We start from the raw sequence: 25,863 nt of genomic DNA, 5'->3' as shown, positions 1-25,863 counted from the left end.
TCTGATCGGAACATGGAAAGGGCCCGCGCAAGCGGGCCCTTTGCTTTCACGCTGCAGCGGTGCAGTGGATCAGCGCAGGACTACGCGACCGTTGACCACGCGTACGTAGGTGTTTTCGCGGATCCCGCCGAGGTCACGCTGGTTCACCACCACGGTGCGGCCGTCGTCCATGCGCACGGTGATGTCGAAGGTATCGCTGGTCACGTTCTTCTGGATCTGGTTGCCGGCAAGCGCACCACCCACCGCGCCCGCAGCGGCCGCGATGTTCTGGTTGCCCTTGCTGCCGCCGGTGTGGTCGGAGATCTCATGGCCGGCCACGGCGCCGACCAGGCCGCCCAGGATCGCGCCGGTGGCGCTGGGGGCGGTGCGGCCGGAGGCCACCTGGTTGATCCGGGTCACGATGCCGCAATCGGCGCAGCGGTTGGTGTTGTAGTTGCCGCTGTTGTTATAGCCGTTGTTGTAGCCGTTGTTGTTGTAGCCGCCGCCGTAGCCAGGCGAGGTGGTGGCACAGCCGGCCAGCGCGACGGTAGCGACGGCGGCGGCAGCAATGAGTTGGATCTTCATGGTGGTTCTCCTGGCCAGAAGGGGTGGTCGTGAATGCGTCTGGGGCGCATGGCGCAGATCCTGTCCTGTCCCGCGTGAACAGGGTGCCAATCCGGCCACCGCTTCGTGGCTGCCAGATGAATCAGCGGAAATCCTGGTGGCAGGCCTTGCAGTCGGTCTGGATCTTTTCGACCAGCTGGCCCATGGCCACGCAGTCGGTAGGCGGCGCCGCCAGCGCGGTGTTGAGCGTGGCGCGCAGACCGCTGGCGTGCTGCTGGAACTGCGCACTGTCCTTCAGGTCGGGGAACGCAAGGTCCAGGTCGTTGGACAGCGAGCGCAGCGTCTGCAGGCGCGGCACGCTGTCGGCCAGGCTGCAGCGGTTCTGCGCCTGCGCATCGCGCAACAGCGCCACCTGGCGCTCCATCACGTGCATCAGGCTGCCGGGGAACGGGTCCTGGCGGGCCTGGATCGCGCGGGACACCATCACGGTGGCGACCAGGCCGATCACCAGCCCCAGGCCTGCGACAAACAGATAGCGGTAAGCGGCGGACGGGCGGCGGGTGGGGACGGGGGCATGCATGCGGGTGGCTTCCTTGTGGGTGGCTCGCTGCATCCTACCGCTGGCCGCATCACGAACGTACGTGGCGGGCGCCGGGCCGTCTAAAATAGGCGGCATGAACGACGTATTGCGCGAACGCTTTGCCGGCATCGACCGGTTGTATGGGGTGGGCACCGTGGACCAGCTGTCGCAGCGCCGGGTGGCGGTGGTCGGCATGGGCGGGGTGGGCTCGTGGGTGGTGGAAGCGCTGGCGCGCACGGCGGTGGGGCACCTGACCCTGATCGACGCCGACGACATCTGCGTGTCCAACACCAACCGCCAGCTGCCAGCACTGGCCGGGCAGTACGGGCGCAACAAGGCCGAGGCAATGGCCGAGCGCTGCGTTGCGATCAACCCCGACATCAGCGTTGATGCGGTTGCCTCGTTCCTGACCGTGTCGAACATGGTCGAGCTGCTCGACCGCAACTTCGACCTGGTCATCGACGCCTGCGACAGCTTCCGGGTCAAGGTGGAAACCATCGCCTGGTGCCGCCGCCGCAAGCTGCCTATCCTCACCGTAGGCGCGGCCGGTGGCCGTACCGACCCGACCCTGGTGCGCATCCGTGACGTCTCGCGCACCGAGCACGACGCCATGCTGGCCCTGATCCGCAAGAAGCTGCGCAGCGATTTCAACTTCCCGAAGAACGCCTCGCGCTACTTCGGCGTGCCGGCGGTGTATTCGCTGGAAAACGTGAAGTACCCGCAGGCCGATGGCAGCGTGTGCGGGGTACGCCCACAGCTGGGTGCCGATGCCGCGTTGAAGCTCGACTGCGGCGCCGGGCTGGGCGCAGCCACACATATCACCGGCGCGTTCGCGTTCGCGGCAGTGGGCAAGGCGTTGGAGATGCTGCTGAAGAAGAAGTCGTAGAGCCACGCCCCGCGTGGCTGCTTTTCGCCGGACACCGCGCGGCCACGCAGGGCGTGGCTCTACGGGAGGGCGAACAGCCGGCGTGCGTTGGCGGAAGTCTGGTCGGCAATTGCCTCCACCGTTTCGCCGCGCAACTTCGCGACGGTTTCGGCAATCACCGTCAGCCGCGCCGGCTCATTGCGCTCGCCGCGGATGCCGGCGTCGGGCTGGTCGGGCGCATCGGTTTCCAGCAGCAGCTGCTCCAGTGGCAGCTGTGCCACCAGTCGCTGCAGGCGCTGGGCACGTTCATAGGTCAGCGGACCGCCCAGGCCGACCAGGAAACCCAGTTTGTGCAGCTGCGCGGCCTGTTCCGGGCTGCCGGGAAAACTGTGGATCACCCCGCGAAGGCCGCCCACCTGTTTGATGGCGGCGATCACCGCATCCACGGCGCGGCGCGCGTGCACGATCACCGGCAGGTCGAACTCGCGCGCGATCCGCAACTGCGCGTAGAAGTAAAACTGCTGCTGTTCGGCATCCAGGCCTTCCACGAAGAAATCCAGTCCGCACTCGCCCACCGCACACGGCTGCTCGCGGGCGATCCACTCGCGCAGCTGGTCCAGGTGCTCCGGGCGATGCTGGTCCAGGAACATGGGGTGCAGCCCATATGCCGGATACAGTCCGTCGGCCAGCTGGCAGGTCTCACGCAGCTTGGGCCAGCTGGCGGCGGTCACCGCGGGCACCACCTGTGTTCGAACACCTGCCTCCTGCGCACGGGCGATTACCTGGGCGCGGTCGTGATCGAATTCGTCCGCGTCCAAGTGGCAGTGGCTGTCGATCAGGCTCACGCGTCGCGCCGGTCCAGGCGCGGCGGCAGGGTGTCGCTGCGGCGCTTCCAGTTGGCCAGCAGCAGCGTGCCCAGCCCGAACAGGATTTCATCCACGAACGGAATCGGGTCTGGAATGAACAGCGTTACCGCGAACAGCGCGGCGGTGATCTTGAACAGCGTGGGGTAACGCAGTCCGCGTGCCCATTTCATGACAGGTAGCAGCAGGGGACCGGGCATCGCACTCTCCTCGACAAGTGGTGTAAACGCTATCACGAGCCCTGCGACGACAGAACCTGAATGGGGAGGCGGGTCGTAAGCGTCATGTGGAGATACCGTTCAGGGTTCGCATGCTGGAATCCGCATCAAGAACGTTGCGGATCGCCCGCAGGGAGTCGGATATGAAAAGCACAACTACTACTGTCCTGGTCGCTGCAGGCGCCCTGCTGGTCGGGGGCATCGCCACCGCCGCCTTCATGAAAAGCGGTAGCTCCACCGACCCGGTTACCGCCGCGCAGACCCGCCCGAGCCTGGACACCACGCCGCTGGCCGACGATGGTGCGCGCACCGACGAACTCGCCGTGGACAAGGCCGGCCGGCTGGAATACGCCGACGTGGTCAAGGTCGATCCGCTGACCCAGAAGGAAAAGGCCTACGCCACCGTGATCGGCACCGAGCCGGTGCGTGAGACCTCCACCACCCAGACCCCGCACGAGGTCTGCAACGACGTGGTGGTGCAGGAACGCCTGCCCGAGCGCGACGGCAATGTCGGCGGCACCGTGGCCGGCGCCGTCATCGGTGGCCTGCTGGGCAACCAGGTGGGCGGCGGCAATGGCCGCAAGGCCGCCACCGCCGCCGGCGCCGTTGCTGGCGGCGTGATCGGCAACCAGGTGGACAAGCGCCACGTCGGTGGCCGCGTGGTCAACCGCACCGAGCGCCAGTGCCACACCGAAACGGCCACCTCTGAATCGACCAAGGTCACCGGCTACAACGTGACCTACCGCAATGAAGACGGCACCACCGGCACCATGCGCATGGCTAGCAAGCCGGGCAACCGCATCGCCATGGGCACCACCAGCAACGTCACCGGCTACAACGTGACCTACCGCTACGACGGCGTTGAAAAGACCGTCAAGATGGCCAACAAGCCCAGCAGCGACCGCCTGCCGGTCGTGGACGGCCAGCTGGTCACCCAGACCGCCGCGCTGGATACCGCCCGCCAGTAATCGGGGCGCTGTGCAGCAGGTACGAAGAGGCCGGCATCTTGCCGGCCTCTTTCGTTCTGCGAAGATGGCACCCGGCTTACCAACGGGGTACCGCATGAGCATTTTCGATCTGCGCCTGGAAACCGACCGGCTGATCCTGCGCCCGCCACGCGCGGAGGACTTTGACGCCTTCCTGCAGTTCTGCACCGATCCGCAGGTGATGCAGCACCTGGGCGGGGTGCAGGCGCCGTCCCAGGCCTGGCGCAGTTTCAGCTGCCTGGCGGGCAGTTGGCACCTGTATGGCTTCTCGATGTTCTCGGTGATCGAGAAGAGCAGCGGCGACTGGGTGGGGCGCATGGGGCCGTGGCAACCGCTGGACTGGCCTGGGACCGAAGTCGGCTGGAGCATCCGCCACGCCAGCTGGGGCAAGGGCTACGCACCGGAGGCGGCGGTTGCCGCCATCGACTGGGCGTTCGACACGCTGGGCTGGGACGAGGTGATCCACACCATCGATGCGGCCAATGAGAACTCCAAGGCCGTTGCGCGCAAGCTGGGCAGCACGCTGCTGCGCATGGGCGAGCTGCCGCCGCCGCACGACGTCAAGCCGATCGAGATCTGGGGGCAGTCGCGCCACCAGTGGCGTCGAAGGGGGACGGAGGAGGTTAAGTCCGCTTAACCACCTCCGTCCCCTTTTTGGGCGATGCTCGGCGCGGTCGTCCGTTCGGCCCAGCTGGAGGGTGTGCATGGTTGCCGTGGTTCCCGATCCGATTCCCGCGCGCATGAAAGGCCTGAACCGGGCCGAGGTCTGCGACGCCAACTTCATCGAGTACGTACAGCGCTGGGACGGACAGGCAGCACCACGCCCCGCCGGTAATGCGCCGATCCTGCCGGGCAGCACGCTGGACGCGCAGGGCTTCGACGCGCTGTTCGAGTCGCAGCTGGTCAGCCGCCACCTGGACCTGATGGCGCGCGTGCTGCGCGTGCAGAACAAGGTCTTCTACACCATCGGTTCGTCTGGCCACGAAGGCAATGCGCTGGTGGCGCGGCTGGCCCGGCACACCGATCCGGCGTTCCTGCACTACCGCTCCGGCGCGTTCATGGCCGAGCGCTTCCGCCAGCGGCCAGGCATGGACCCGGTGATGGACGCGGCGCTGTCCTTCGCCGCCAGCCGCGACGATCCGGCCAGCGGCGGGCGCCACAAGGTCTGGGGCAGCAAGCCGCTCTGGGTGCTGCCGCAGACCTCCACCATCGCCTCGCACCTGCCCAAGGCGCTGGGCACTGCGCTGGCCATTGAAACCGCGCGCCGCATCGGCCATGGCCTGCCTATTCCGGACGACAGCGTGGTGATCTGTTCCTTCGGCGACGCTTCGGCCAACCATGCCACGGCGCAGACCGCATTCAACACCGCCGCCTGGGCCGCTTACCAGCGCCTGCCGGCACCGGTGCTGTTCGTGTGCGAGGACAATGGCATCGGCATTTCGGTGAAAACGCCGGACGGGTGGATTGCCGACAGCTTCAGCCACCGGCCCGGCCTGGACTACTTCTTCGCCGATGGCCTGGACCTGGCCAGCGGCCACGCGCAGGTGCAACGCGCGCTGGAGCATTGTCGCCGCACCCGTCGCCCGACGTTCCTGCACCTGCGCACCACGCGGTTGATGGGCCACGCGGGGACGGATTTCGAGATCGAATGGCGGCCGCTGCCGGAGCTGTGCGCGGCAGAGGCGGCTGATCCCCTGCTGCGCTCGGCGCAGATCGCGTTGGAGTCCGGTTGGATGACGCCCGCCCAGGTGATGGCGCGTTACGAGGCGATGCGCGCGCGCTGCTTCGCTGCCGCCGACGCGGCCGACCAGCGGCCCAAACTGGGCGAGCTGGCCGAGATCATGGCGCCGCTGGCGCCTTACACCCCCGCTGCCGTGCACGCCGAAGCCCGCCGGGTGCCGGCGGCGGAGGAGCGCGAGGCGGTGTTCGGCGGCGCGGCGCAGTTGCCGGAACGGCAGCCACCGCGGCACCTGGCGATCCAGATCAACCAGGCCCTGCACGACCTGCTGTGCAAGTACCCCTCGTCACTGCTGTTCGGCGAGGACGTCGCACAGAAGGGCGGGGTGTACACGGTCAGCAAGGGGCTGCTGAAAGCCTTTGGCCCGCGCCGGGTGTTCAACACGCTGCTGGATGAAACCATGATCCTGGGCATGGCCCAGGGCCTGGCCAATCTTGGCATGCTGCCGATCCCGGAAATCCAGTACCTGGCCTACCTGCACAACGCCGCCGACCAGCTGCGCGGCGAGGCCTGTTCGCTGCAGTTCTTTTCCAACGACCAGTACCGCAACCCGATGCTGGTGCGCATTGCCGGGCTGGGCTACCAGAAGGGCTTCGGCGGCCACTTCCACAACGACAACTCGATCGCCGCGCTGCGCGACATCCCCGGGCTGGTGGTGGGCTGCGCCTCGCGCGGCGATGACGCGGCGATGATGCTGCGCACGCTGGCGGCGCTGGCCCATGTGGATGGGCGGGTGGCGGTGTTCCTGGAGCCCATCGCGCTGTACATGACCAAGGAACTGCACGCACCCGGTGATGGCCAGTGGCTGTTCCCATACCCCGCGCCGGACCAGGCGCTGGTGCTGGGCGAGGGGCGGGTATACGCAGCCGAGGCCAACGACCTGGTGATCTTCACCTACGGCAACGGGGTGCCGATGAGCCTGCGTGCGGCGCGCACCATTGAAGCCGAACTCGGCTGGCAGGTGCGGGTGGTCGACCTGCGCTGGCTGGTGCCGCTCAACGCCGGCTTCATTGCCGGGCAGGCTGCCGATGCCCGGCGGGTGATGGTGGTGGACGAGGGCCGGCACAGCGCGGGGGTGGGGGAGGGGGTGATCACCGCGCTGGTCGAGGCCGGCTTCGGCCACCTGCCGCTGCAGCGGGTGTGCGGGGCCGATACCTACACACCGCTCGCGGGGGCAGCAATGTGCGTGCTTCCAAGCGACAATGCGGTAACAAGCGCCGCGCGGGTGTTGGCGCAGGACCATTGACGCATGTGTGGACTGGCAGGAATGTTGCTGGCCGCCCCGGTACGGGAGCAGGCCGCGTTGGAACAGCAGGCGCGCCGCATGGGCGATGCGCTGGTGCACCGTGGTCCCGATGACAGCGGGGTGTGGGCCGACGCGGCCAGTGGCATCGCGCTGGCGCACCGCCGGCTGAGCATCCTGGACCTGTCGCCGCTGGGCCACCAGCCGATGGCGTCCGACGACGGCCGCTATGTGCTGGCCTACAACGGCGAGGTCTACAACTTCGCCGCGCTGCGGCTGGAGCTGGAGGCGCGCGGCCATGCTTTCCGTGGGCATTCCGACACCGAAGTGCTGCTGGCCGCGTTCGTGGCCTGGGGCCTGGACGAGACCCTGCAGCGTGCCAATGGCATGTTCGCCATCGCCCTGTGGGACCGCGCCGAGCAGTGCCTGTGGCTGGCCCGCGACCGGGTCGGCAAGAAGCCGCTGTACTACGGCTGGGCCGGCGACACGCTGGTGTTCGGCTCGGAGCTGAAGGCGCTGTGGCAGCACCCCGCGTTCGACAACGATATCGACCGCGACGCGCTGACCCTGCTGATGCGGTTGGACTATATTCCGGCCCCGCACTGCATACACGAACGCTGCTTCAAGCTGATGCCGGGCCGGGTGCTGCGCCTGGATGCCGCCGCAGTGGCCGCCGGTGCGGCCGCGCACCGCCCCGACCAGCAGCAGCTGCCGTTCTGGAATGCGCGTGAGCGCATGCAGCAGGCGCTGGCCTCGCCGTTCGTGGGCAGCGACGAGGAGGCCGAGAACCAGCTCGATGCCCTGCTGCGCGATGCGGTCGGGCTGCGCATGGTGGCCGACGTGCCGGTGGGCGTGTTCCTCTCTGGCGGTACCGATTCGTCGGTGGTGGCGGCACTGATGCAGTCGCAGTCGTCCACGCCGATCCACAGTTTCAGCATCGGGTTCCAGGGCTCGGACCACGATGAGGCGCCGCTGGCCAAGGCCCTGGCCACCCACCTGGGCACCGACCACACCGAGCTGTATGTCAGCGGCGCCGATGCGCTGGCGGTGGTGCCGGCGCTGCCGGCGATGTTCGACGAGCCGTTCGCCGATGCCTCGCAGGTGCCGACCGCACTGGTGGCACGGCTGGCGCGCAGCGCGGTGACCGTGGCGCTGTCCGGGGACGGCGGCGATGAGCTGTTCTTCGGCTACAGCCGCTACCAGCGCGCGCTGCGCAACTGGACGCTGCTGGGCCGGGTACCGGCGCCGCTGCGGCGCTGGATGGCCGCCCATTCGCAGACCCAGGGCGAGGCCTCGCGCACCGGCGGCCTGGCTGCGCTGCTGGCCGAAACCGGGGCGCGCGGCATCGGCGATGTGTACCGCAACCGCATTTCGCGCTGGCGCGACCCGGTGTCCGCGGTGATCGGCGCGCGCGGCGCGGGCAGCTTCTATGACCTAGCCGACCCGCTGCACGGCGCCGGCTCGCCGGCCGACGCGATGATGCTGGCCGATTTCAGTACGTACCTGCCCGATGACCTGCTGTGCAAGGTGGACCGCACCAGCATGGCGGTCAGCCTGGAGGCGCGGGCGCCGCTGCTGGACTGGCGCGTGGCCGGGTTCGCCTGGTCGCTGCCGCTGTCGATGAAGCAGCGCGATGGGGTGAGCAAGTACATGCTGAAGCGGGTGCTGGGCCGTTACGTGCCGCAGGACATGGTGCACCGGCCCAAGCGCGGCTTTGGTGCGCCGGTCAGCGCATGGTTGAAGGGCGACCTGCGCGGCTGGGCTGATGAACTGCTGGATCCGGTGCGGTTGCAGACCGAAGGCGTGTTCCATGTGGATGCCATTGTTCCTCTGTGGAAGCAGTTCCAGCAGGGCGAGCGCAAATGGCATACCCATCTGTGGAACGTGCTGATGTTCCAGGCCTGGCAGGCGCATTGGAAAGAGGCGAGAGCGGCGGTTCCGCGCGCGTGACCGGCACCGCGCCGGACACGCATGGCGTGTCCCTACGCCCGGGGATGGCAGCGTAGCGACACGCCATGCGTGTCCCATGGACGCCTTCACCGTGCGCAACACCTGTCATGCCTACGCTGGTCGTTCCCCCCCGAACGGAGCTCCTTCATGGCAACCCCCACCATCGCCGTGCTGGTCGGCAGCCTGCGCACCGGCTCGCACAACCAGGCCCTGGCCCATGCGCTGGAGAAGCTGGCCGCCGGAAAGGCCAGTTTCGAGTACGTGCAGATCGGCGACCTGCCGCTGTACAACCAGGACTTCGACAAGGATTACCCGGCCGAAGGTCTTCGCCTGAAGGAGCAGATCAAGAAGGCCGATGCGGTGCTGTTCGTCACCCCTGAATACAACCGCTCGGTGCCCGGCGTGCTCAAGAACGCCATCGACATTGGCTCGCGGCCGTACGGCCACAGCGCCTTCGCCGGCAAACCCGCCGCGGTGATCGGTGCTTCGATCGGCGCCATCGGCACCGCGCTGGCCCAGCAGCACCTGCGCAACATCCTGGCCTACCTGGACATGCCGGTGCTGGGCCAGCCCGAGGCGTTCGTCCACTTCAAGGAAGGGCTGATCGACCCGCAGGGCGGGATCAGCAACGAGGGCACCCGCGACTTCCTGCAGGGCTTCGTGGACAAGTTCCTGGCCTGGATCGCCACCCACGGCGGTCAGCATTGAACCCGGTGGTTCTGCGATAATGAGCGGCAAGGCGCACGACCAACGGTCGTGCGCTACCCGACAGGGTCGGCATCCGGCCACACGCCGACCTGCAACCGGTAGGGCACGACCGTTGGTCGTGCCGTCTGCGCCCGGTGCGCACAGCTATCCACTGCTTATCCACAGGGTTGTGCATGGCTGTGGCGGCCGCTCCGTGCCTACCATGTCCCACGCTCCACTCTGCAGGAAGAACACCCCCTCATGTCCGCCCGCTCCGGCTTCCGTTCCGACCGCAAAGACCGCGGTGACCGCTTTGATCGCGACGAGATGCGCATCGACGCGCTGCGCGTGCCTCCGCATTCGATCGAGGCCGAGCAGGCGGTGCTGGGCGGCTTGATGCTGGCCCCGGAAAGCTACGACCGGATCAACGACCAGCTGACCGAAACCGACTTCTACCGGCGCGACCACCAGACCATCTACCGGGCGATCCGCGAGCTGTCCGAGCGCGACCGCCCGTTCGATGCGGTGACCCTGGGCGAGTGGTTCGAATCGCAGGGCAAGATGGAACTGGTCGGCGATGGCGCCTACCTGATCGAACTGGCCAGCACCACGCCGTCGGCGGCCAACATCTCGGCCTATGCCGAGATCGTGCGCGACAAGGCGGTGCTGCGGCAGCTGATCCAGGTCGGCACCGACATCGTCAACGATGGTTTCCAGCCGGAAGGCCGCGAGAGCAGCGAACTGCTGTCGGCGGCGGAAAAATCCGTGTTCGCCATCGCAGAGCAGGGCGCGCGTGGCCGCACCGATTTCGTGGCGATGCCCGGCGCGCTGAAGGACGCTTTCGAAGAGCTGCGCAACCGCTTCGAGAACGGCGGCAACATCACCGGCCTGCCCACCGGCTACGCCGACTTCGACGCGATGACCGCCGGCCTGCAGCCGACCGACCTGATCATCCTGGCCGCGCGACCGGCCATGGGCAAGACCACCTTCGCGCTGAACATCGCCGAGTACGCCGCCATCAAGTCCAAGAAGGGCGTGGCGGTGTTCTCGATGGAAATGTCGGCGTCGCAGCTGGCCATGCGCCTGATTTCCTCCAACGGCCGCATCAACGCCCAGCGCCTGCGTACCGGCCAGCTGGAAGACGAGGACTGGAGCCGGGTCACCGGCGCCATCCGCATGCTGAAGGAAACCAAGATCTTCATCGACGACACGCCGGGCGTGTCGCCGGAGATCCTGCGCTCCAAGTGCCGCCGCCTCAAGCGCGAGCATGACCTGGGGTTGATCGTGATCGACTACCTGCAGCTGATGAGCGTGCCGGGCAACAGCGAAAACCGCGCCACGGAAATCTCGGAAATCTCGCGTTCGCTCAAGGGCCTGGCCAAGGAACTGAACGTGCCGGTGATCGCGCTGTCGCAGCTCAACCGCTCGCTGGAAACCCGAACCGACAAACGCCCGGTGATGGCCGACCTTCGCGAATCCGGCGCAATCGAGCAGGACGCGGACATGATCGTGTTCATCTACCGCGACGATTACTACAACAAGGAAAATTCCCCGGACAAGGGGCTGGCCGAGATCATCATCGGCAAGCACCGAGGCGGCCCGACCGGCTCGTGCAAGCTCAAGTTCTTCGGCGAGTACACCCGGTTCGATAACCTGTCGCACGATTCGGTGGGGTCGTTCGAATAAGGTTTCGTCGGCGGATCCGGGGTTTCGTCGCAAACCGGTTGAACCCGGGCGGGCAGGGCGGCAACGTGGTCCTGCCGCGGCAAGGTGCCGCCCTGGAGACCGTCATGAAGACCCTGTTCGCGCTCGGCGTGTGGTGCCTGCTGTTCGTGCTGTGCTGGCCGCTGGCGATCCTGGCCCTGCTGGCCTGGCCGTTCGTATGGTTGCTGAGCCTGCCGTTCCGGCTGGTCGGCGTCACCTTCTCGGCGCTGTTCGCGTTCCTGGGTGCACTGCTCATGCTGCCCGCACGCCTGCTGGGTGGCGGCCGCATGGCGACAGCACGGTAGAGCCGACTGTCAGTCGGCTATCGCGCACAGCGCGATGTTCCGGGATCGCGCCTACGGCAGCCGACTGACAGTCGGCTCTACGCGGGGCAATGCGTCGATTGGACGGCGTACGGCCAGAAAAAACCCCGCCTAAGCGGGGTTTTTCGCTGCATCACCACGGGGCCGGTCAGTTGGCCTTGTGGATCGCGCGCTTGCTCACGGCCATGGCGGCGTCGTGGACGACTTCCGACAGGGACGGGTGGGCGTGGCAGATGCGGGCCAGGTCGTCGGCCGAACCACTGAACTCCATGGTCAGCACGCCTTCGTGGACCAGCTCGGACACGTTCGCGCCGACCAGGTGCATGCCCAGGATGCGGTCGGTCTCGGCGTGGGCCAGGACCTTGACGAAGCCAGCCGGCTCGATCATGGCCACGGCGCGGCCGTTGGCGGCGAACGGGAAGCTGCCGGCCTTGTACGGAATGCCTTCGGCCTTCAGCTGCTCCTCGGTCTTGCCTACCCAGGCCAGTTCCGGCTCGGTGTAGATGACCCACGGAATGGTGTCCATGTTGACGTGGCCCGGCAGGCCCGCGATCAGCTCGGCCACCGCGATGCCTTCCTCGAAGCCCTTGTGCGCCAGCATCGGGCCGCGCACGCAGTCGCCGACCGCCCACACGCCATCAACGCCGGTGTGGCAATGGTCGTCCACTTCGATCTGGCCACGCTCGTTGACCTTCACGCCGGTACCTTCGGCCAGCAGGCCCTTGGTCGCGGCGCGGCGGCCGACGGCCACCAGCAGCTTGTCCACCACCAGGCTCTTTTCGCCTTCGGCGTCGGTGTAGGTCAGGGCGACTTCCTTCTTCTTGCCCTTGCCGGTCACTTCCGCCTTGGAAACCTTGGCACCCAGGCGGATGTCCAGGCCCTGCTTCTTGAATTCCTTGGCGGCAACCTTGCCCACTTCGGCATCGGCCGCGGCCAGGAAGGTCGGCAGCGCTTCCAGGATGGTCACTTCGGCGCCGAGGCGCTTCCACACGCTGCCCAGTTCCAGGCCGATCACACCGGCGCCGATCACGGCCAGGCGCGCCGGCACTTCGGTGAAGTCCAGGCCGCCGACGTTGTCGACGATGGTCTCGCCGTCGAACTTGGCGAACGGCAGTTCGATCGAATCCGAACCGGCGGCGATGATCACGTTGGTGCCCTTGAGCTCGACGACTTCGCCGTCGTGCTGGGTGACCTTGACCACGTTGCCCGGCTGCAGTTCACCGAAACCGTAGTAGGCGGTGACCTTGTTGGCCTTGAACAGCATGGCGATGCCGCCAGTGAACTGCTTGACGATCTTGTCCTTGCGGCCAACCATCGCCTCGACGTCCATCTTGGCGTCCTTGAAGCTGATGCCGTGGTCGCCAAAGATGTGGCCCATGTTCCAGAACTGGCGCGAGGAGTCCAGCAGCGCCTTGGACGGGATGCAGCCCACGCGCAGGCAGGTACCGCCCAGCGCCGGCTTGCCATCCTTGCCCAGTGCAGCGTCGATGCAGGCGGTCTTCAGACCCAGCTGCGCGGCGCGGATGGCGGCGTGGTAGCCGGCCGGACCGGCACCGATGACGACAACGTCGAATTGTTCAGCCATTGAAAATTCCTTGATGCTTTACCAGAACCCCTCCGCGCAGGCGCGGAGGGGCGGGAGGTCTTACAGGCCGAACAGCATGCGGCCCGGGTTTTCCAGCTGGTTCTTGATGTCCACCAGGAACTGCACCGAATCCTTGCCGTCGATGATGCGGTGGTCGTAGGACATCGCCAGGTACATCATCGGCGCGATCACGACCTGGCCGTTCTGGGCGATCGGACGCTCCTTGATGGCGTGCATGCCCAGGATGGCGCTCTGCGGCGGGTTGATGATCGGAGTGGACAGCAGCGAACCGAAGGTGCCGCCGTTGGTCACGGTGAAGGTGCCGCCCTGCAGTTCTTCCAGGCTGAGCTTGCCGTCACGGGCCTTCTTGGCGTAGTCGGCAATGGTCTTTTCGATGTCGGCGAACGACATGCGCTCGACGTTGCGCAGCACCGGCGTGACCAGACCCTTCTCGGTCGAGACCGCGATGGAGATGTCCGAGTAGCCGTGGTAGATGATGTCGTCGCCGTCGATCGAGGCATTGACCAGCGGGAAGCGCTGCAGCGCGTTGGCGGCGGCCTTCACGAAGAAGCTCATGAAGCCCAGCTTGATGCCGTGCGCCTTGACGAACTCGTCCTGCAGGTCCTTGCGCGCGGCCGACACCTTGGACAGGTCGACTTCGTTGAAGGTGGTCAGCATGGCGGTGGAGTTCTTGGACTCCATCAGGCGTTCGGCGATGCGCTTGCGGATGCGGGTCATCGGCACGCGTTCTTCCGGACGTGCGCCACCGGCCTTGCCGGCGCCGCCGTTGCGGGCGAAGTTGACGATGTCTTCCTTGGTCACCGCGCCGCGACGGCCGGTGCCGTCCACATCGGCCGGGTTCACACCTTCGGTGATGGCGCTGAAGCGCGCGCCCGGGGGCAGGGCATCGGCAGCGGACTTCGACGCCGGGGCCGGCGCGGCAGCAGCGGCCGGCGCAGCGGCAGCGGCCGGCGCAGCAGCGGCCGGCTTGGCTTCAGCAGCAGCCGGAGCCGGGGCAGCCGCCACGGCACCTTCCTCGATGACCGCCACGACCTGGCTGGAGGTCACGGTGGCACCCACTTCGAACTTGATTTCCTTCAGCACGCCATCAACCGGCGACGGCACTTCCAGCACGACCTTGTCGGTTTCCAGGTCGAGCAGGTTTTCGTCACGCTTGACGGCGTCGCCGACCTTCTTGTGCCAGGTGGCGATGGTGCCGTCGGCGACGGATTCGGGCAGTACCGGGGCTTTGACTTCGGTGGCCATGCGGGGGCTTCCTGGTTTGTCTTTTCTGGAATGAGGGGAAAGTTATTCAGCGACCGCGTCGTTGAACGGGTTGACCAAGGCATCGGCGACCAGCTTCTGCTGTTCGATGATGTGGTCGGCCATGTGACCGGCAGCCGGGGAGGCCGAACGGGCGCGACCGGCGTAGTGCAGGCTCTGGCCATCGGCCAGGCAGAACTGCAGGTGGTGGCGGATCTGGTACCACGCGCCCTGGTTCTGCGGTTCTTCCTGCGTCCACACCACGTCGGTGGCCTTGCCGTACTTCTTCAGTTCGGCCGCCAGCAGCGCGCGCGGGAACGGGTACAGCTGTTCCACGCGGATGATGGCAACGTCGTCCTGGCCGCGCTTGGTCTGGTCTTCCAGCAGGTCGTAGTAGACCTTGCCCGAACACAGCACCACGCGCTTGACCTTCTTGGCTTCTGCGTTGGCATCGCCGATCAGGTGCTGGAACTCGCCGTTGGCCAGCTCGTCCAGGGTCGACACGGCCAGCTTGTGGCGCAGCAGCGACTTGGGCGACATCACCACCAGCGGCTTGCGGGTGGTCAGGTGCATCTGGCGGCGCAGCATGTGGAACGCCTGCGCCGGGGTCGACGGCACCACCACCAGCATGTTTTCCAGCGCGCACAGCTGCAGGAAGCGCTCCAGGCGCGCCGAGCTGTGTTCCGGGCCTTGCCCTTCATAACCGTGCGGCAGCAGCAGGGTCAGGCCGGTGATACGGCCCCACTTGGCTTCGCCGGCAGCGATGAACTGGTCGATCACCACCTGGGCGCCGTTGGCGAAATCGCCGAACTGGCCTTCCCAGATGCACAGGGTGTTGGGATCGGTGGTCGAGAACCCGTACTCGTAGGCCATCACCGCTTCTTCGCTGAGCAGCGAATCGATGATGCTGGCCTTCTCCGGCGAATCCACCAGCTGCCGCAGCGGCAGGTAGTAGTTGTCGGTCTTCTGGTCGTGCAGGATCGCGTGGCGGTGGGTGAACGTACCGCGGCCCACGTCCTGGCCGACCAGGCGCAGTGCATGGCCTTCGTCGAGCAGGGTGGCGTAGGCCAGGTTCTCGGCAAAGCCCCAGTCGCCCGGGATCTCGCCGGCGGCCATCTTGCGGCGGTCGTCGTACACCTTGGCCACGCGCGAGTGCAGTTCCACTTCGGCCGGCACGGTGTTGATCAGGTCGGCCAGCTGCTTCAGCTTCGCCGGGTCCACCTTGGTGGAGACCGGGTCGGACAGCTTGCCTTCCAGCAGCTTGGGCCAATCCACGAACAGCGCGCTGCTCGGCGGGGTCTTTTCGACCTTGGCCAGCTCGGTGGTGACTTCACCGGCGTCCAGCTTCTCGCGGTAGGCATCGACCATCGCCTTGCCGGCACCGGCGGCGATCACGCCGGCCTGTTCCAGCTGCGCGGCGTACAGCTCGCGGGTGGTCTGGTGCTTGCGGATCACCTGGTACATCAGCGGCTGGGTGATCGCCGGTTCGTCGGCCTCGTTGTGGCCCCAACGGCGGTAGCACATCAGGTCGATGACCACGTCCTTGGCGAACTTCTGGCGGAACTCGAAGGCCAGCCTGGCGGCGAACACCACCGCTTCCGGATCGTCACCGTTCACGTGCAGCACCGGGGCGGCGATCATCTTGGCCACGTCGGTGGCGTAACGGGTCGAGCGGGTGTCTTCCGGGTTCGACGTGGTGAAGCCAACCTGGTTGTTCACCACGATGTGCACGGTGCCACCGACGGCAAAGCCGCGGGCCTGCGACATCTGGAACAGTTCCATCACCACGCCCTGGCCGGAGAAGGCCGCGTCGCCGTGGATCAGGATCGGCATGACCTGCTTGCGGGCGGTGTCCTTGCGGCGCTCCTGGCGCGAACGCACGGAACCGGCCACGACCGGGTCGGCGATTTCCAGGTGCGACGGGTTGAACGCCAGCGCCAGGTGGACCGGGCCACCGTCGGTGGCCACGTCGGCCGAGAAGCCCATGTGGTACTTCACGTCGCCGGCGGAGGCGTGCTCGTCGTGCTCGAACTTGCCTTCGAACTCGTCGAACAGCTTGCGCGGGTTCTTGCCCAGGGTGTTGACCAGCACGTTGAGGCGGCCACGGTGGGCCATGCCGATCACCACGTCCTTGACGCCATCCTTGCCGGCGTCACGGATGATGGTGTCCATCATCGGAATCAGCGAATCGCCGCCTTCCAGCGAGAAGCGCTTCTGGCCGACGTATTTGGTGTGCAGGTAGCGTTCCAGGCCTTCGGCAGCGGTCAGGCGCTCCAGCGTGCGGCGCTGGGTGTCAGCGTCCAGGCTGTAGTTGCCACCGGCCAGTTCCAGGCGCTGGTAGATCCACTGGCGCTGCTCGACCTCGGAGATGTGCATGAATTCCGCACCGATCGAGCCGGTGTAGGTCTTCTTCAGGCGCTCCAGCAGGTCGCGCAGCTTCATGCGCGGCTGGCCACCGACACCGCCGGTGCTGAACTCGGCGTTGAGGTCACCCTCGGACAGGCTGTGGAACGGCAGGCCAAGGTCCGGCGAGTTGACGGCCTGGGCCAGGCCCAGCGGGTCCAGGCGGGCGTCCAGGTGGCCGCGCGACCGGTACGCCGTGATCAGGCGACCGACATTGCGCTCGCGTTCGTCGCTGGCACCGGAGTTGCCGCCGCCCTTGACGGCGTTTTTGGCGGCGTCGGCGATATGGGCGATGACGGCCGAATGCGGAATGTCACCGGCTTCGCGGCCCTTGAAGCCGTCGAAGTAGGTCTTCCATTTGGGATCGACACTGTCCGGAGAAACGAGGTACTGCTCGTACAGATCCTCGATATAGGAGGCGTTGCCGCCGGCGAGCTGCGAAGACTGCGCAAACTGCTTCAGTAGATTGTCCACGATGGAGGGTCGGATTCGCTTGTGGGGTAAGGCTTCGATGATCCGGCAGGGAAAATGAATAGCCCTGCACGGGCGGTATCTAACGGTCCAAATTGTACCCCCATCGAGACAGGAAGGGGCACCGGAACGGCCTGTGGCGGGGCCGTGGTGTCATTCCCAGACAGGTTCAGGACCCGGAACGGGACTAGAAGCCGAGCGCGCGCAGCTCGCTGCAATCGCGCGAACGTTCCCATACGCGCTGCAAACCGTCCTGCAACGGCCGCGAACGTGCGGGCATGGCGAGCCCGGCTTCACCGTCGTAACGGAGCCCACTCAGACGAAAGTAGTAGTCGCCGACATCGTTGAGCAGGCAGGCGGAGGCGAGGGCGCGGTCGATCGGGTCGGTCACCTGGCGCACCCGGAACACGGTGGGCAGGCGCTGGACCAGGCCCAGCAGGGGTGAGCCGGCCTGGGCGATGGCGGCCGCGTCGTGGACGATCAGCCGGACCTGCTTGTCGTGGCGGGCGGTGGCGAAGCGGCGCAGGGCCTCCAGCACCGGCGGTGCATCCAGCAGGCCGGGGTCGAGTACGCGGCTGTGCAGCCACAGCTGGCGGCGGGCGCGCTCGACCACGGCGGTGGTGATGGCCACCGCCTCGTCGGCGTTGTCGATGGCGACCGCGCCGCCCGGCAGGCGGCGCAGGTGCGGGTCGGCGCTGCCGGGCCCGCTCATGTCAGGAGCCGGCGCCGCCGTCGGGGGTGCCGACGGCCTGGTCGTCGTCGCTGTCGTCGGTGTCGTCGAAATCGACGATCACTTCGACGCCATCGTCGTGGATGGTCACTTCGTGCACGTTGGCTTCGACGTCTTCATCCTCGAGGACCTCGACGGTTTCGGCGGCGTCGATGATTTCGTATTCGCCCACCGCGTCCTCTTCGTACTCGTCTTCATCGTCGAACGCGTCGCCGTCGAGCAGCTGATAGTAGCCACCGGCCACCAGCGCGTGCAGGGCGTCGCGGCCCTTGGCCGAGAGCTTCTGGTACAGGGCACCGCCGATCTGTTCGGCGGCGGCCAGGGCCTGGGCATCCTTCACCGGCAGGGCGAATTCGAGGCCGCTGCAGTACAGGCTGGCACCCCGCTTGGCCCGGCGCCAGGCCAGGCGGGCCCACGGGTGGCGGCCGAGCTCGATGCCTTCGGCCAGGGCGGCTTCGATGTGTTCGCGCGGGAGCGGTTCGCCGGAGGCGACCACGTCACCGGCGGCGCGGTAGGTGGTGATGAAGCGGCCGAACCAGTCGCCGAGGCGATCGGGGTCGTTCATGCGGATGGCGTTGAGGGCCTGGACCACGCGGCCCATGGCCACGGCGTCGATTTCGTTGGGGTCTTCGGGCACCTTCAGGTCCGGGTCCTGGTAACGGATGGCCTCGTCGGCATCCATGATCAGGGTGTCCAGATAGTCGCTGATGAGCTCGGCGGAGGCCGGGGCGCGCATGCCGAAGGAGAAGGTCAGGCAGGGGTCTTCGGCCACGCCGTTGTGGGGGACGTTGGGCGGCAGGTACAGCATGTCGCCGGGCTCGAGCACCCAGTCGTGGGTGGGCTTGAAGCGGCGCAGCAGCTTGAGTTCGACGTCGTTGCGGAACTCCAGCGGGGGGCGCTTGCCCTTGGTGGATTCGCTGGCGTCGATCTGCCAGCGGCGGTGGCCATGGGCCTGCAGCAGGAACACGTCGTACTGGTCGACGTGGGCGCCAACCGAGCCGCCGGTGGCGGCGAAGCTGATCATCACATCGTCCATGCGCCAGCGCGGCAGGAAGTCGAAGTGGCTGATCAGGGCGCGGACATCCGGGTCCCATTTGTCTACGTCCTGGACCAGCAGGGTCCAGTCGTGGTCGGGCATGCCGGGGAACTCTTCTTCCTGGAACGGGCCGGTGCGTACGGACCAGCCGTCGGTGGCGCGGTCGTGGCTGATCAGGCGGGCGAGGGCGGTCTCCTCGCAGGCCAGGCCCGCCAGGTCTTCGGGCTGGAGCGGGGTTTCAAAATCGGGGAAGGCGCCGCGGATCAGCAGCGGGCGCTTCTGCCAGTAGTCGCGCAGGAACGTGGCGGCGGGCATGCCCAGCGGCAGGCCGGGGCGGGCCTGGACTTCGATGACGGGGGTTTTGGTCTTGCGGACGGCCATGGGGGAATCCTTGAAGCGTGTAGACGGAATGCGATTGGCGCAGCAGACGAAGCGCGCGCTCGTCCCGCCATTGTCCGCTGGTTGAACAGGATCTGCACCTGCGCCGCACTGTCGCGCGTGCCACGGTAGCGCCGACCGTTGGTCGGCCCACGCGGCGCCAAACGAAAACGGGGCACCGGATATTCCGGCGCCCCGTCCGGGGTCACTTCCTGATCAACGCGATCAGATCGCCTTGGCCAGATCGGCGGCCAGGCCGATATACCCACCCGGGGTCAGCTCGCGCAGGCCCTGCTTGGCGTCTTCCGGCAGGTCCAGCGATTCCACGAACGCCTTCATCGATTCGGCGGTGATGCCCTGGCCACGGGTCAGGGCCTTGAGCTGTTCGTAGGGGTTGGGCAGGCCGTGGCGACGCATCACCGTCTGCACGGCTTCGGCCAGCACTTCCCACGCGGCGTCCAGGTCGGCGTTGAGACGTTCGGGATTCACGGTCAGCTTGCCCAGGCCCTTGGCCAGCGAGTCCAGGGCGACCTGGCTGTGGCCGAAGGCGGTGCCCACCGCGCGCAGCACGGTGGAATCGGTGAGGTCGCGCTGCCAGCGGCTGATCGGCAGTTTGGCGCTGAAATGCTCGAACAGGGCGTTGGCGATGCCGAAGTTGCCTTCGGCGTTTTCGAAGTCGATCGGGTTGACCTTGTGCGGCATGGTCGAGGAGCCGACTTCGCCTTCCTTGAGCTTCTGCTTGAAGTAGCCCAGCGAGATGTAGCCCCAGATGTCGCGGGCCAGGTCGATCAGGATGATGTTGGCGCGGCGGGCGGCGTCGCCGATTTCGGCGATGTTGTCGTGCGGCTCGATCTGGGTGGTGTAGGGGTTGAACACCAGGCCCAGGCTTTCGACGAAGCGCTTGGCGAAGGCCGGCCAGTCCACGTCCGGGTAGGCGATGGCGTGGGCGTTGTAGTTGCCCACCGCGCCATTGATCTTGCCGGTCAGCTCGACCGCGGCGATCTGGCGGCGCTGGCGCTCCAGGCGGGCGACCACGTTGGCCACTTCCTTGCCCAGGGTGGTGGGCGAGGCGGTCTGGCCGTGGGTGCGCGACAGCATCGGCTGTTCGGCCTGGGCATGGGCCAGGGCGCGCAGGCGGGCGGCGATGTCGTCCAGCGACGGCAGCAGCACGGTGCGGCGGGCTTCTTCCAGCATCAGGCCGTAGCTGAGGTTGTTGATGTCTTCGCTGGTGCAGGCGAAATGCACGAACTCCAGGGCCGGGGCCAGCTCGGCGTCATCCTTGAGCTGTTCCTTGATGAAGTACTCCACGGCCTTGACGTCGTGGTTGGTGGTGCGCTCGATTTCCTTCACGCGTGCGGCGTGGGCCGGGGCGAACCCGTCGGCCAGGGCGCGCAGGCGCGCGGCGGCAGCGGCGGGGAACGGTGCCAGCTCGGCGATGCCCGGTTCGTTGGCCAGGGCCAGCAGCCACTCCACTTCGACCTTCACGCGGGCCTTGATCAGGCCGTATTCGGAGAAGATCGGGCGCAGGGCGTCGACCTTGCCGGCATAGCGGCCATCAAGCGGGGACAGGGCGAGCAGGGCGAATTCGGACATGGCGGGCGCAGGCAATGACGGCGGGGGCCGTCATTCTACGCTGCCCCGGGGTCCTCGTCGGCCTCTTCGGGCGCCAGCCGTACGGTGACGGCCTGGATCCGGTGGCCGGCCATGCGCTTGACGGTGAACAGCTGGCCGTCGATGCGCACTTCCTCGCCTTCTTGGGGCAGGCGCTGCAGCTGGTGCACGATCAGCCCGCCGACCGAATTGAGGTGCTCGGGCGCGGCCAGGTCGCGGCCCAGCAGGCGTTCCAGGCGGAAGATGGAGGTGGAGCCGGCTACCAGCAGGGTGCCGTCGGCGCCGCGGGTGGGGGCATCCTTGACCACGTGCGGGTGCTCGTCCTCGATATCGCCGACCACCACTTCCAGCAGGTCTTCCAGGGTGAAGTAGCCCAGGATGCGTCCGTGTTCCTCCACGCACAGGGCCATGTGCGTGGTGCCGGTGCGGAAGCGCTCAAGCACGGCGGTGACCGGGGTTTCCAACGCGATCAGGTTGGCCGGGCGCAGCAGGGCGCGCAGGTCGTCGGTGGGCTGTCCGCGGGCGATCTCCACCAGCAGGTCCTTCATGTGCAGGATGCCCAGCACTTCCTCGCCATCGCTGTCGAACCACGGGTAGCGGCTGTAGCGGCTTTCGGCGAATTCGGCCATCACCCCGGCCAGGTCCATGCCCTGGCGGAACACGCGCATGTGTTCGCGCGGGCGCATCAGGTCGCCGGCCACCAGTTCGGGCAGCTCCAGCGCGTGGCTCATCAGGGTCAGGTCCTGGTCCGGTGCGCCGGCGCCGGGCTGCTGGCGGGCGACGATCAGCTTGAGCTCTTCGCGGGAGTAGCGGTGCGAGGTGTGCTCGACATCGCCCCAGCCGGCCAGCCGCAGCAGCGCGTTGGCGCTGTGGTTGAGCAGCCAGATGGCCGGGAACATGGCCCAGTAGAACAGGTACAGCGGCGCGGCGGTCCACAGCGACATGGCTTCGGGGCGGCGGATGGCCATGGACTTCGGCGCCAGTTCGCCCAGCACGATGTGCAGGAACGAGATCAGGCTGAAGGCGATGATGAAGGCGGTCAGGCGTGCGCCTTCCGGGCCCATGCCGAGCGCATCGAACAGGGGCTGCAGCAGGTGCGCGAACGCGGGCTCACCGACCCAGCCCAGGCCCAGCGAGGACAGGGTGATGCCGAGCTGGCAGGCCGAGAGGTAGGCATCCAGGTGCGAATGCACGTTGAGCAGCTGGCGGCCGCGCCAGCCGTGCCTGGCGGCCAGGCCGACGGCCTGGGTGTGGCGCAGTTTGACCAGGGCGAACTCGGCGGCCACGAAGAAGCCGTTGAGCACTACGAGGAACAGGGCCAGCAGCAGGAGCAGCAGGTTGCCGACGATCATGGCCGGCCCCGGCGCAGCGCGCAGCAGGTGACGGCGGGGAAGATACCGGTAGGCCACAACCGTTGGTCGTGGCGCGAACTACAGTGGGGGTCGTCGCCCATGGAGAGTGGTGATGCCTGAATGAACACGAATTCCGAGTCTAGCCGATGCCAGCTGCCGTTGGGATTCATTCCCGCTTGGGAGTATCGTGATCGCAGCCGCCAGCCAGGGAATGAAGGCCCGTTGCCAGCCGCCGTTCCCTTTCCCAACTGAAAGAATCGCGGAGTGATGCAATGAGCAAGGGTTTCAGGACCGAGCACGACAGCATGGGCGAACTGCAGGTACCTGCAGATGCGCTGTGGGGCGCGCAGACGCAGCGCGCGGTGGACAACTTCCCGGTCTCGGGCCAACGCATGCCGCGCGGTTTCATCCGCGCGCTGGGCCTGGTGAAGGGCGCCGCAGCGGCGGTCAACGCCGAGCTGGGCCACCTGCCGAAGAACATCGGCAAGGCCATTGAAAGCGCGGCCGACGAAGTGGCCGAGGGCCGCCACGATGCGCACTTCCCGATCGACATCTACCAGACCGGTTCGGGCACCTCGTCGAACATGAATGCCAACGAGGTCATCGCCACGCTGGCCAACCGCGCGGGCAAGGCGGGCAAGACCACGGTGCATCCGAACGACCACGTCAACCAGGGCCAGAGCTCGAACGATGTGATCCCGACGGCGTTGCGGGTATCGGCGCTGCTGGGCGTACAGGAGCAGCTGCTGCCCGCGCTGGTGCACCTGCGCAAGACCATCGACAAGCGTGGCCGCGCGCTGCGCAAGGTGGTCAAGACCGGTCGCACGCACCTGATGGATGCGATGCCGCTGACGTTCGAGCAGGAATTCGGTGCCTGGTCGGCGCAGCTGTCGTCGGCGCAGGAGCGCCTGGAAGACAGCCTCAAGCGGCTGCGCCGGCTGCCGCTGGGTGGCACGGCGATCGGCACGGGCATCAATGCGGACCCGCGCTTCGGCGAGCGGGTGGCCAAGCGCCTGAAGCAGCAGACCGGGGTGCGCTTTGACAGCGCGGAAAATAAATTCGAGGGCCTGGCGGCGCAGGACGATGCGGTGGAGCTGTCGGGCCAGCTCAATGCGCTGGCGGTGGCATTGATCAAAATTGCCAACGACCTGCGCTGGATGAATGCCGGTCCGCTGGCGGGCCTGGGCGAGATCGAGCTGCCGGCGCTGCAGCCGGGCAGTTCGATCATGCCGGGCAAGGTCAATCCGGTGATTCCGGAGGCGACGGTGATGGTGTGCGCGCAGGTGATCGGGCACCACACGGCGATCACGGTGGCGGGGCAGACGGGCAACTTCCAGTTGAACGTGACGCTGCCGCTGATCGCGGCGAACCTGCTGGATGGCATCGGCCTGCTCTCCAACATTTCGCGGCTGCTGGCCGACACGGCCATCGCCGGGCTGAAAGTGCGCGAAGACCGCGTACGCGAGGCGCTGGGCCGCAACCCGATCCTGGTCACGGCGCTGAACCCGATCATCGGGTACGAAAAAGCAGCCGCCATCGCCAAGCGTGCCTACAAGGAGCAGCGCCCGGTCTTGGACGTGGCCAAGGAAGACAGTGGTCTGTCCGAAGCCGAACTGCGGCGGTTGCTGGATCCGGCGGCGCTTACGGCTGGCGGCATTCATGCCGGTGGTGGTGGCGGTGGTGGTTAAGCGCTAACGGCCAACAGCCAACAGCCAACAGCCAACAGCAGCGTTTCCATCTCTGCGAGCGGGGCGGCCGTCGGGCAGCCCCCTACGGGACACGCCGTAAACCCATCCATGGGGGCTTGGCAAAAACATCCAAGTTTTTGACAGTCCCTACGGGGGCTGCCCGACGGCCGCCCCAGACAGTTGGTCGCCGGCGGATGGGAGAAGCAGCCACGCATGGCGTGGCTCTACGCGGTCGCGATGGCTGCTGGCGGGGTAGGGTCGGTTCCCAAACGACCGCACGGAACGCCACCACGTTCGATGACGCATGAAAACAATCGGCGTTGCCGTTGCCGTTGCCGTTGCCCTTGATCTCCGTTGCGCACCAGCCACCTGTCTGAGGGTCGGCGGGTGCGGGGGTACGGGGGCTTTGCGAAACATGGATGTTTCGCAAGAGCCCCCATGGATGGGTTCACGGCGCCCCCCGTACCCCCGCACCCGCCGGCCCTGCGCGCAGAATCCCGCACACCAAGGCTCTGGCGTTTGACTTGCGCAGTTACCGCCGATCCGCCATCAAATTGTCGAACGTCTCGGTGTAATCCTTGAACTGCGGAACACGCGTGACCAGGTCCGGCGGAATCGGCTGCATGCCCGGCGGTACCTGGATCTTCACCGCGCGTTTGTCCGGGTCGTACGGGGCATCGGTAAGCGTGTTCTGGCGGAGCACCTGCAGCTGGCCGAACATCTGCTGCAGCAGCGCGTGCTGGCTGTCGTCGAGCGGAATTTCGATCTCATCGATCTTCATGTGGCCGTTGGGCAGCACGATGATGTTCGGCGCCGGCGCGCGGCGCACGGTGACCATGCCGTCGCTGACGGTGATCTTCGGCTTGCCGCGCTCGGCGCGGTGGTTGCGGTATTCCTGGTCGCAGCCGGTGGCGGCAAGGCAGAACAGGGCCAACAGCAGGAGGTACAGCTTCTTCATGGCCGGCAGTGCATAAAAAAGGGGAGGGCTAGTGTAGCCCTCCCCCCGTGCAGCGGGCCTGCCTGCGACCGGATGTCGCAGGTGGCGACGGCTCAGTTATGGCAGTCGTCGACGTCGCTCTGGTCCATGGTGGCGTAAGGCTTGAAGGCCGGCAGCGCCGCCGCCAGCGCCTGCTGCTTGGCCATCATCGTCGGCAGCAGCTCGCACAGCTGCTTGGCGCTGGCTTCGATCTTGGCCGCTTCGGCGTTCACCTTCTCCTCGATGCCCTGCGTGTCGCCGGAGAACACCCCGCGCAGGGCTTCGCCAGCGGCCTTCACGCCCAGGCTGGCACCGGCCACGCCGATGTCCATGCCTGCGCCCGCCAGCTTTTCCACCTGCCTGCGGTAGTCCAGCAGCAGCGCCCGCTGCTGGGCATCGATGGTGACCGCCTTGCCGTTGATCAGCAGGTCGCCCTGCGGGGTGATCTCGGCCTTGTCGTTCTGGTCGTTGGAAATCTTGATGTTGCCCTGGGCGATTTCCACCCGCGCCTTGTCCGTGGCGTCCTTGACCTTCTTGCCGATCGAATCGGCATCCACCGCCGGCTTGCCGGTGGCCGGGTCGGTCTTGTTTGAATCCGTGTTGCTGCAGGCCGCCAATGGCAGGCACAGCAGAAGGGTGGGGAGCAGCAGTCGCATGTTCATGGTGGGGG

At 67.0% G+C, this 25,863-nt stretch carries 22 protein-coding genes; 9 read left to right on the top strand and 13 right to left on the bottom strand.

Going from position 1 to position 25,863, the window contains the following annotated elements; translation table 11 throughout:
* Positions 1–69: 69 nt before the first annotated feature.
* Together BAY15_RS12240 and BAY15_RS12235 are read right to left on the bottom strand one after the other, a co-directional pair.
* Positions 70–564 (bottom strand): glycine zipper 2TM domain-containing protein, encoded by a 495-nt coding sequence (locus BAY15_RS12240; protein WP_068853017.1) that lies wholly within the window; start codon positions 562–564, stop codon positions 70–72.
* 121 nt (positions 565–685) lie between these two features.
* Positions 686–1,123 (bottom strand): cytochrome c, encoded by a 438-nt coding sequence (locus BAY15_RS12235; protein ID WP_068853014.1) that lies wholly within the window; start codon positions 1,121–1,123, stop codon positions 686–688.
* A 94-nt stretch (positions 1,124–1,217) separates the two neighbouring features.
* Here BAY15_RS12235 and BAY15_RS12230 point away from each other — a divergent pair, with 94 nt between their 5' ends.
* The gene (locus BAY15_RS12230; RefSeq protein ID WP_068853012.1) at positions 1,218–2,009 is read left to right on the top strand and encodes a tRNA threonylcarbamoyladenosine dehydratase; all 792 of its coding nucleotides are present in this window, start codon (positions 1,218–1,220) and stop codon (positions 2,007–2,009) included.
* Positions 2,010–2,068: 59 nt separating this feature from the next.
* Here BAY15_RS12230 and BAY15_RS12225 read toward each other — a convergent pair whose 3' ends face one another.
* On the bottom strand, positions 2,069–2,833 hold the full coding sequence (locus BAY15_RS12225) for a TatD family hydrolase (protein WP_068853009.1): 765 nt from the start codon (positions 2,831–2,833) through the stop codon (positions 2,069–2,071).
* Positions 2,830–3,051: a DUF6116 family protein gene (locus BAY15_RS12220; RefSeq protein WP_068853007.1), complete on the bottom strand. Its 222-nt coding sequence runs from the start codon at positions 3,049–3,051 to the stop codon at positions 2,830–2,832. The genes BAY15_RS12225 and BAY15_RS12220 overlap by 4 nt, the downstream gene beginning before the upstream one ends.
* 161 nt (positions 3,052–3,212) lie before the next feature.
* Between BAY15_RS12220 and BAY15_RS12215 the strand changes: the two genes are divergently transcribed.
* The 7 genes from BAY15_RS12215 to BAY15_RS12185 all read left to right on the top strand — a co-directional run bounded on the left by BAY15_RS12215 (position 3,213) and on the right by BAY15_RS12185 (position 11,682).
* Positions 3,213–4,037 (top strand): glycine zipper 2TM domain-containing protein, encoded by an 825-nt coding sequence (locus tag BAY15_RS12215; protein ID WP_068853004.1) that lies wholly within the window; start codon positions 3,213–3,215, stop codon positions 4,035–4,037.
* Positions 4,038–4,131: 94 nt separating this feature from the next.
* Positions 4,132–4,692, top strand: a complete 561-nt coding sequence (locus tag BAY15_RS12210) for a GNAT family N-acetyltransferase (protein ID WP_068853002.1) — start codon at positions 4,132–4,134, stop codon at positions 4,690–4,692.
* Between the two features lie 67 nt (positions 4,693–4,759).
* The gene (locus BAY15_RS12205) at positions 4,760–7,039 is read left to right on the top strand and encodes a thiamine pyrophosphate-dependent enzyme (RefSeq protein ID WP_068854699.1); all 2,280 of its coding nucleotides are present in this window, start codon (positions 4,760–4,762) and stop codon (positions 7,037–7,039) included.
* A 3-nt stretch (positions 7,040–7,042) separates the two neighbouring features.
* Positions 7,043–8,986: an asparagine synthase (glutamine-hydrolyzing) gene (gene asnB / locus BAY15_RS12200; RefSeq protein ID WP_068853000.1), complete on the top strand. Its 1,944-nt coding sequence runs from the start codon at positions 7,043–7,045 to the stop codon at positions 8,984–8,986.
* A 147-nt stretch (positions 8,987–9,133) separates the two neighbouring features.
* Complete coding sequence (locus BAY15_RS12195; protein ID WP_068852997.1) at positions 9,134–9,694, top strand: NADPH-dependent FMN reductase; 561 nt, start codon at positions 9,134–9,136, stop codon at positions 9,692–9,694.
* 240 nt (positions 9,695–9,934) lie between these two features.
* The gene (locus tag BAY15_RS12190) at positions 9,935–11,359 is read left to right on the top strand and encodes a replicative DNA helicase (RefSeq protein WP_068852994.1); all 1,425 of its coding nucleotides are present in this window, start codon (positions 9,935–9,937) and stop codon (positions 11,357–11,359) included.
* A 104-nt stretch (positions 11,360–11,463) separates the two neighbouring features.
* Positions 11,464–11,682, top strand: coding sequence for a hypothetical protein (locus BAY15_RS12185; RefSeq protein ID WP_068854698.1), 219 nt, complete (start codon positions 11,464–11,466; stop codon positions 11,680–11,682).
* Between the two features lie 166 nt (positions 11,683–11,848).
* On the opposite strand, the gene lpdA is transcribed toward BAY15_RS12185, so the two are convergent.
* From lpdA to BAY15_RS12150, 7 genes are all read right to left on the bottom strand, one after another.
* Positions 11,849–13,285, bottom strand: a complete 1,437-nt coding sequence (gene lpdA / locus BAY15_RS12180; RefSeq protein WP_068852991.1) for a dihydrolipoyl dehydrogenase — start codon at positions 13,283–13,285, stop codon at positions 11,849–11,851.
* Between the two features lie 60 nt (positions 13,286–13,345).
* Positions 13,346–14,551 carry a dihydrolipoyllysine-residue succinyltransferase gene (sucB, locus tag BAY15_RS12175; protein WP_068852987.1) on the bottom strand — a complete coding sequence of 402 codons (1,206 nt, stop codon included), beginning with the start codon at positions 14,549–14,551 and terminating at the stop codon, positions 13,346–13,348.
* A 42-nt stretch (positions 14,552–14,593) separates the two neighbouring features.
* Positions 14,594–17,425: a 2-oxoglutarate dehydrogenase E1 component gene (locus tag BAY15_RS12170; RefSeq protein ID WP_068852984.1), complete on the bottom strand. Its 2,832-nt coding sequence runs from the start codon at positions 17,423–17,425 to the stop codon at positions 14,594–14,596.
* A gap of 184 nt (positions 17,426–17,609) precedes the next feature.
* Positions 17,610–18,134 (bottom strand): hypothetical protein, encoded by a 525-nt coding sequence (locus BAY15_RS12165; protein ID WP_237334256.1) that lies wholly within the window; start codon positions 18,132–18,134, stop codon positions 17,610–17,612.
* Position 18,135: 1 nt separating this feature from the next.
* On the bottom strand, positions 18,136–19,569 hold the full coding sequence (locus BAY15_RS12160) for a cupin domain-containing protein (protein ID WP_068852981.1): 1,434 nt from the start codon (positions 19,567–19,569) through the stop codon (positions 18,136–18,138).
* A 222-nt stretch (positions 19,570–19,791) separates the two neighbouring features.
* Positions 19,792–21,159, bottom strand: coding sequence for an adenylosuccinate lyase (purB, locus tag BAY15_RS12155; protein ID WP_068852978.1), 1,368 nt, complete (start codon positions 21,157–21,159; stop codon positions 19,792–19,794).
* Between the two features lie 35 nt (positions 21,160–21,194).
* Entirely contained in the window at positions 21,195–22,529 is a 1,335-nt protein-coding gene (locus BAY15_RS12150; protein WP_237334255.1) for a hemolysin family protein, read from the bottom strand.
* 272 nt (positions 22,530–22,801) lie between these two features.
* Between BAY15_RS12150 and BAY15_RS12145 the strand changes: the two genes are divergently transcribed.
* Positions 22,802–24,217, top strand: a complete 1,416-nt coding sequence (locus BAY15_RS12145; protein WP_068852975.1) for a class II fumarate hydratase — start codon at positions 22,802–22,804, stop codon at positions 24,215–24,217.
* Between the two features lie 532 nt (positions 24,218–24,749).
* Here the strand turns inward: BAY15_RS12145 and BAY15_RS12140 are convergent.
* On the bottom strand, positions 24,750–25,175 hold the full coding sequence (locus BAY15_RS12140) for a hypothetical protein (protein WP_068852972.1): 426 nt from the start codon (positions 25,173–25,175) through the stop codon (positions 24,750–24,752).
* Positions 25,176–25,267: 92 nt separating this feature from the next.
* Complete coding sequence (locus BAY15_RS12135; protein WP_068852969.1) at positions 25,268–25,855, bottom strand: DUF2884 family protein; 588 nt, start codon at positions 25,853–25,855, stop codon at positions 25,268–25,270.
* Between the last annotated feature and the right edge of the window lie 8 nt (positions 25,856–25,863).

Source organism: Stenotrophomonas rhizophila (assembly GCF_001704155.1).
Taxonomy (GTDB): domain Bacteria; phylum Pseudomonadota; class Gammaproteobacteria; order Xanthomonadales; family Xanthomonadaceae; genus Stenotrophomonas; species Stenotrophomonas rhizophila_A.
Note: the sequence above shows the minus strand (reverse complement) of the source record. Positions and strands in the feature narration are given on the sequence as shown.

What these genes read in the sequence shown, in the direction of transcription:
- BAY15_RS12215 (WP_068853004.1), top strand. Translation starts at nt 3,213, where the DNA reads ATGAAAAGCACAACTACTACTGTCCTGGTCGCTGCAGGCGCCCTGCTG.
- BAY15_RS12185 (WP_068854698.1), top strand. Translation starts at nt 11,464, where the DNA reads ATGAAGACCCTGTTCGCGCTCGGCGTGTGGTGCCTGCTGTTCGTGCTG.
- BAY15_RS12230 (WP_068853012.1), top strand. Translation starts at nt 1,218, where the DNA reads ATGAACGACGTATTGCGCGAACGCTTTGCCGGCATCGACCGGTTGTAT.
- BAY15_RS12190 (WP_068852994.1), top strand. Translation starts at nt 9,935, where the DNA reads ATGTCCGCCCGCTCCGGCTTCCGTTCCGACCGCAAAGACCGCGGTGAC.
- BAY15_RS12235 (WP_068853014.1), bottom strand. Translation starts at nt 1,123, where the DNA reads ATGCATGCCCCCGTCCCCACCCGCCGCCCGTCCGCCGCTTACCGCTAT.
- BAY15_RS12195 (WP_068852997.1), top strand. Translation starts at nt 9,134, where the DNA reads ATGGCAACCCCCACCATCGCCGTGCTGGTCGGCAGCCTGCGCACCGGC.
- purB (WP_068852978.1), bottom strand. Translation starts at nt 21,159, where the DNA reads ATGTCCGAATTCGCCCTGCTCGCCCTGTCCCCGCTTGATGGCCGCTAT.
- asnB (WP_068853000.1), top strand. Translation starts at nt 7,043, where the DNA reads ATGTGTGGACTGGCAGGAATGTTGCTGGCCGCCCCGGTACGGGAGCAG.
- BAY15_RS12150 (WP_237334255.1), bottom strand. Translation starts at nt 22,529, where the DNA reads ATGATCGTCGGCAACCTGCTGCTCCTGCTGCTGGCCCTGTTCCTCGTA.
- BAY15_RS12210 (WP_068853002.1), top strand. Translation starts at nt 4,132, where the DNA reads ATGAGCATTTTCGATCTGCGCCTGGAAACCGACCGGCTGATCCTGCGC.
- BAY15_RS12220 (WP_068853007.1), bottom strand. Translation starts at nt 3,051, where the DNA reads ATGCCCGGTCCCCTGCTGCTACCTGTCATGAAATGGGCACGCGGACTG.
- BAY15_RS12160 (WP_068852981.1), bottom strand. Translation starts at nt 19,569, where the DNA reads ATGGCCGTCCGCAAGACCAAAACCCCCGTCATCGAAGTCCAGGCCCGC.
- lpdA (WP_068852991.1), bottom strand. Translation starts at nt 13,285, where the DNA reads ATGGCTGAACAATTCGACGTTGTCGTCATCGGTGCCGGTCCGGCCGGC.
- BAY15_RS12165 (WP_237334256.1), bottom strand. Translation starts at nt 18,134, where the DNA reads ATGAGCGGGCCCGGCAGCGCCGACCCGCACCTGCGCCGCCTGCCGGGC.
- sucB (WP_068852987.1), bottom strand. Translation starts at nt 14,551, where the DNA reads ATGGCCACCGAAGTCAAAGCCCCGGTACTGCCCGAATCCGTCGCCGAC.
- BAY15_RS12135 (WP_068852969.1), bottom strand. Translation starts at nt 25,855, where the DNA reads ATGAACATGCGACTGCTGCTCCCCACCCTTCTGCTGTGCCTGCCATTG.
- BAY15_RS12240 (WP_068853017.1), bottom strand. Translation starts at nt 564, where the DNA reads ATGAAGATCCAACTCATTGCTGCCGCCGCCGTCGCTACCGTCGCGCTG.
- BAY15_RS12140 (WP_068852972.1), bottom strand. Translation starts at nt 25,175, where the DNA reads ATGAAGAAGCTGTACCTCCTGCTGTTGGCCCTGTTCTGCCTTGCCGCC.
- BAY15_RS12145 (WP_068852975.1), top strand. Translation starts at nt 22,802, where the DNA reads ATGAGCAAGGGTTTCAGGACCGAGCACGACAGCATGGGCGAACTGCAG.
- BAY15_RS12205 (WP_068854699.1), top strand. Translation starts at nt 4,760, where the DNA reads ATGGTTGCCGTGGTTCCCGATCCGATTCCCGCGCGCATGAAAGGCCTG.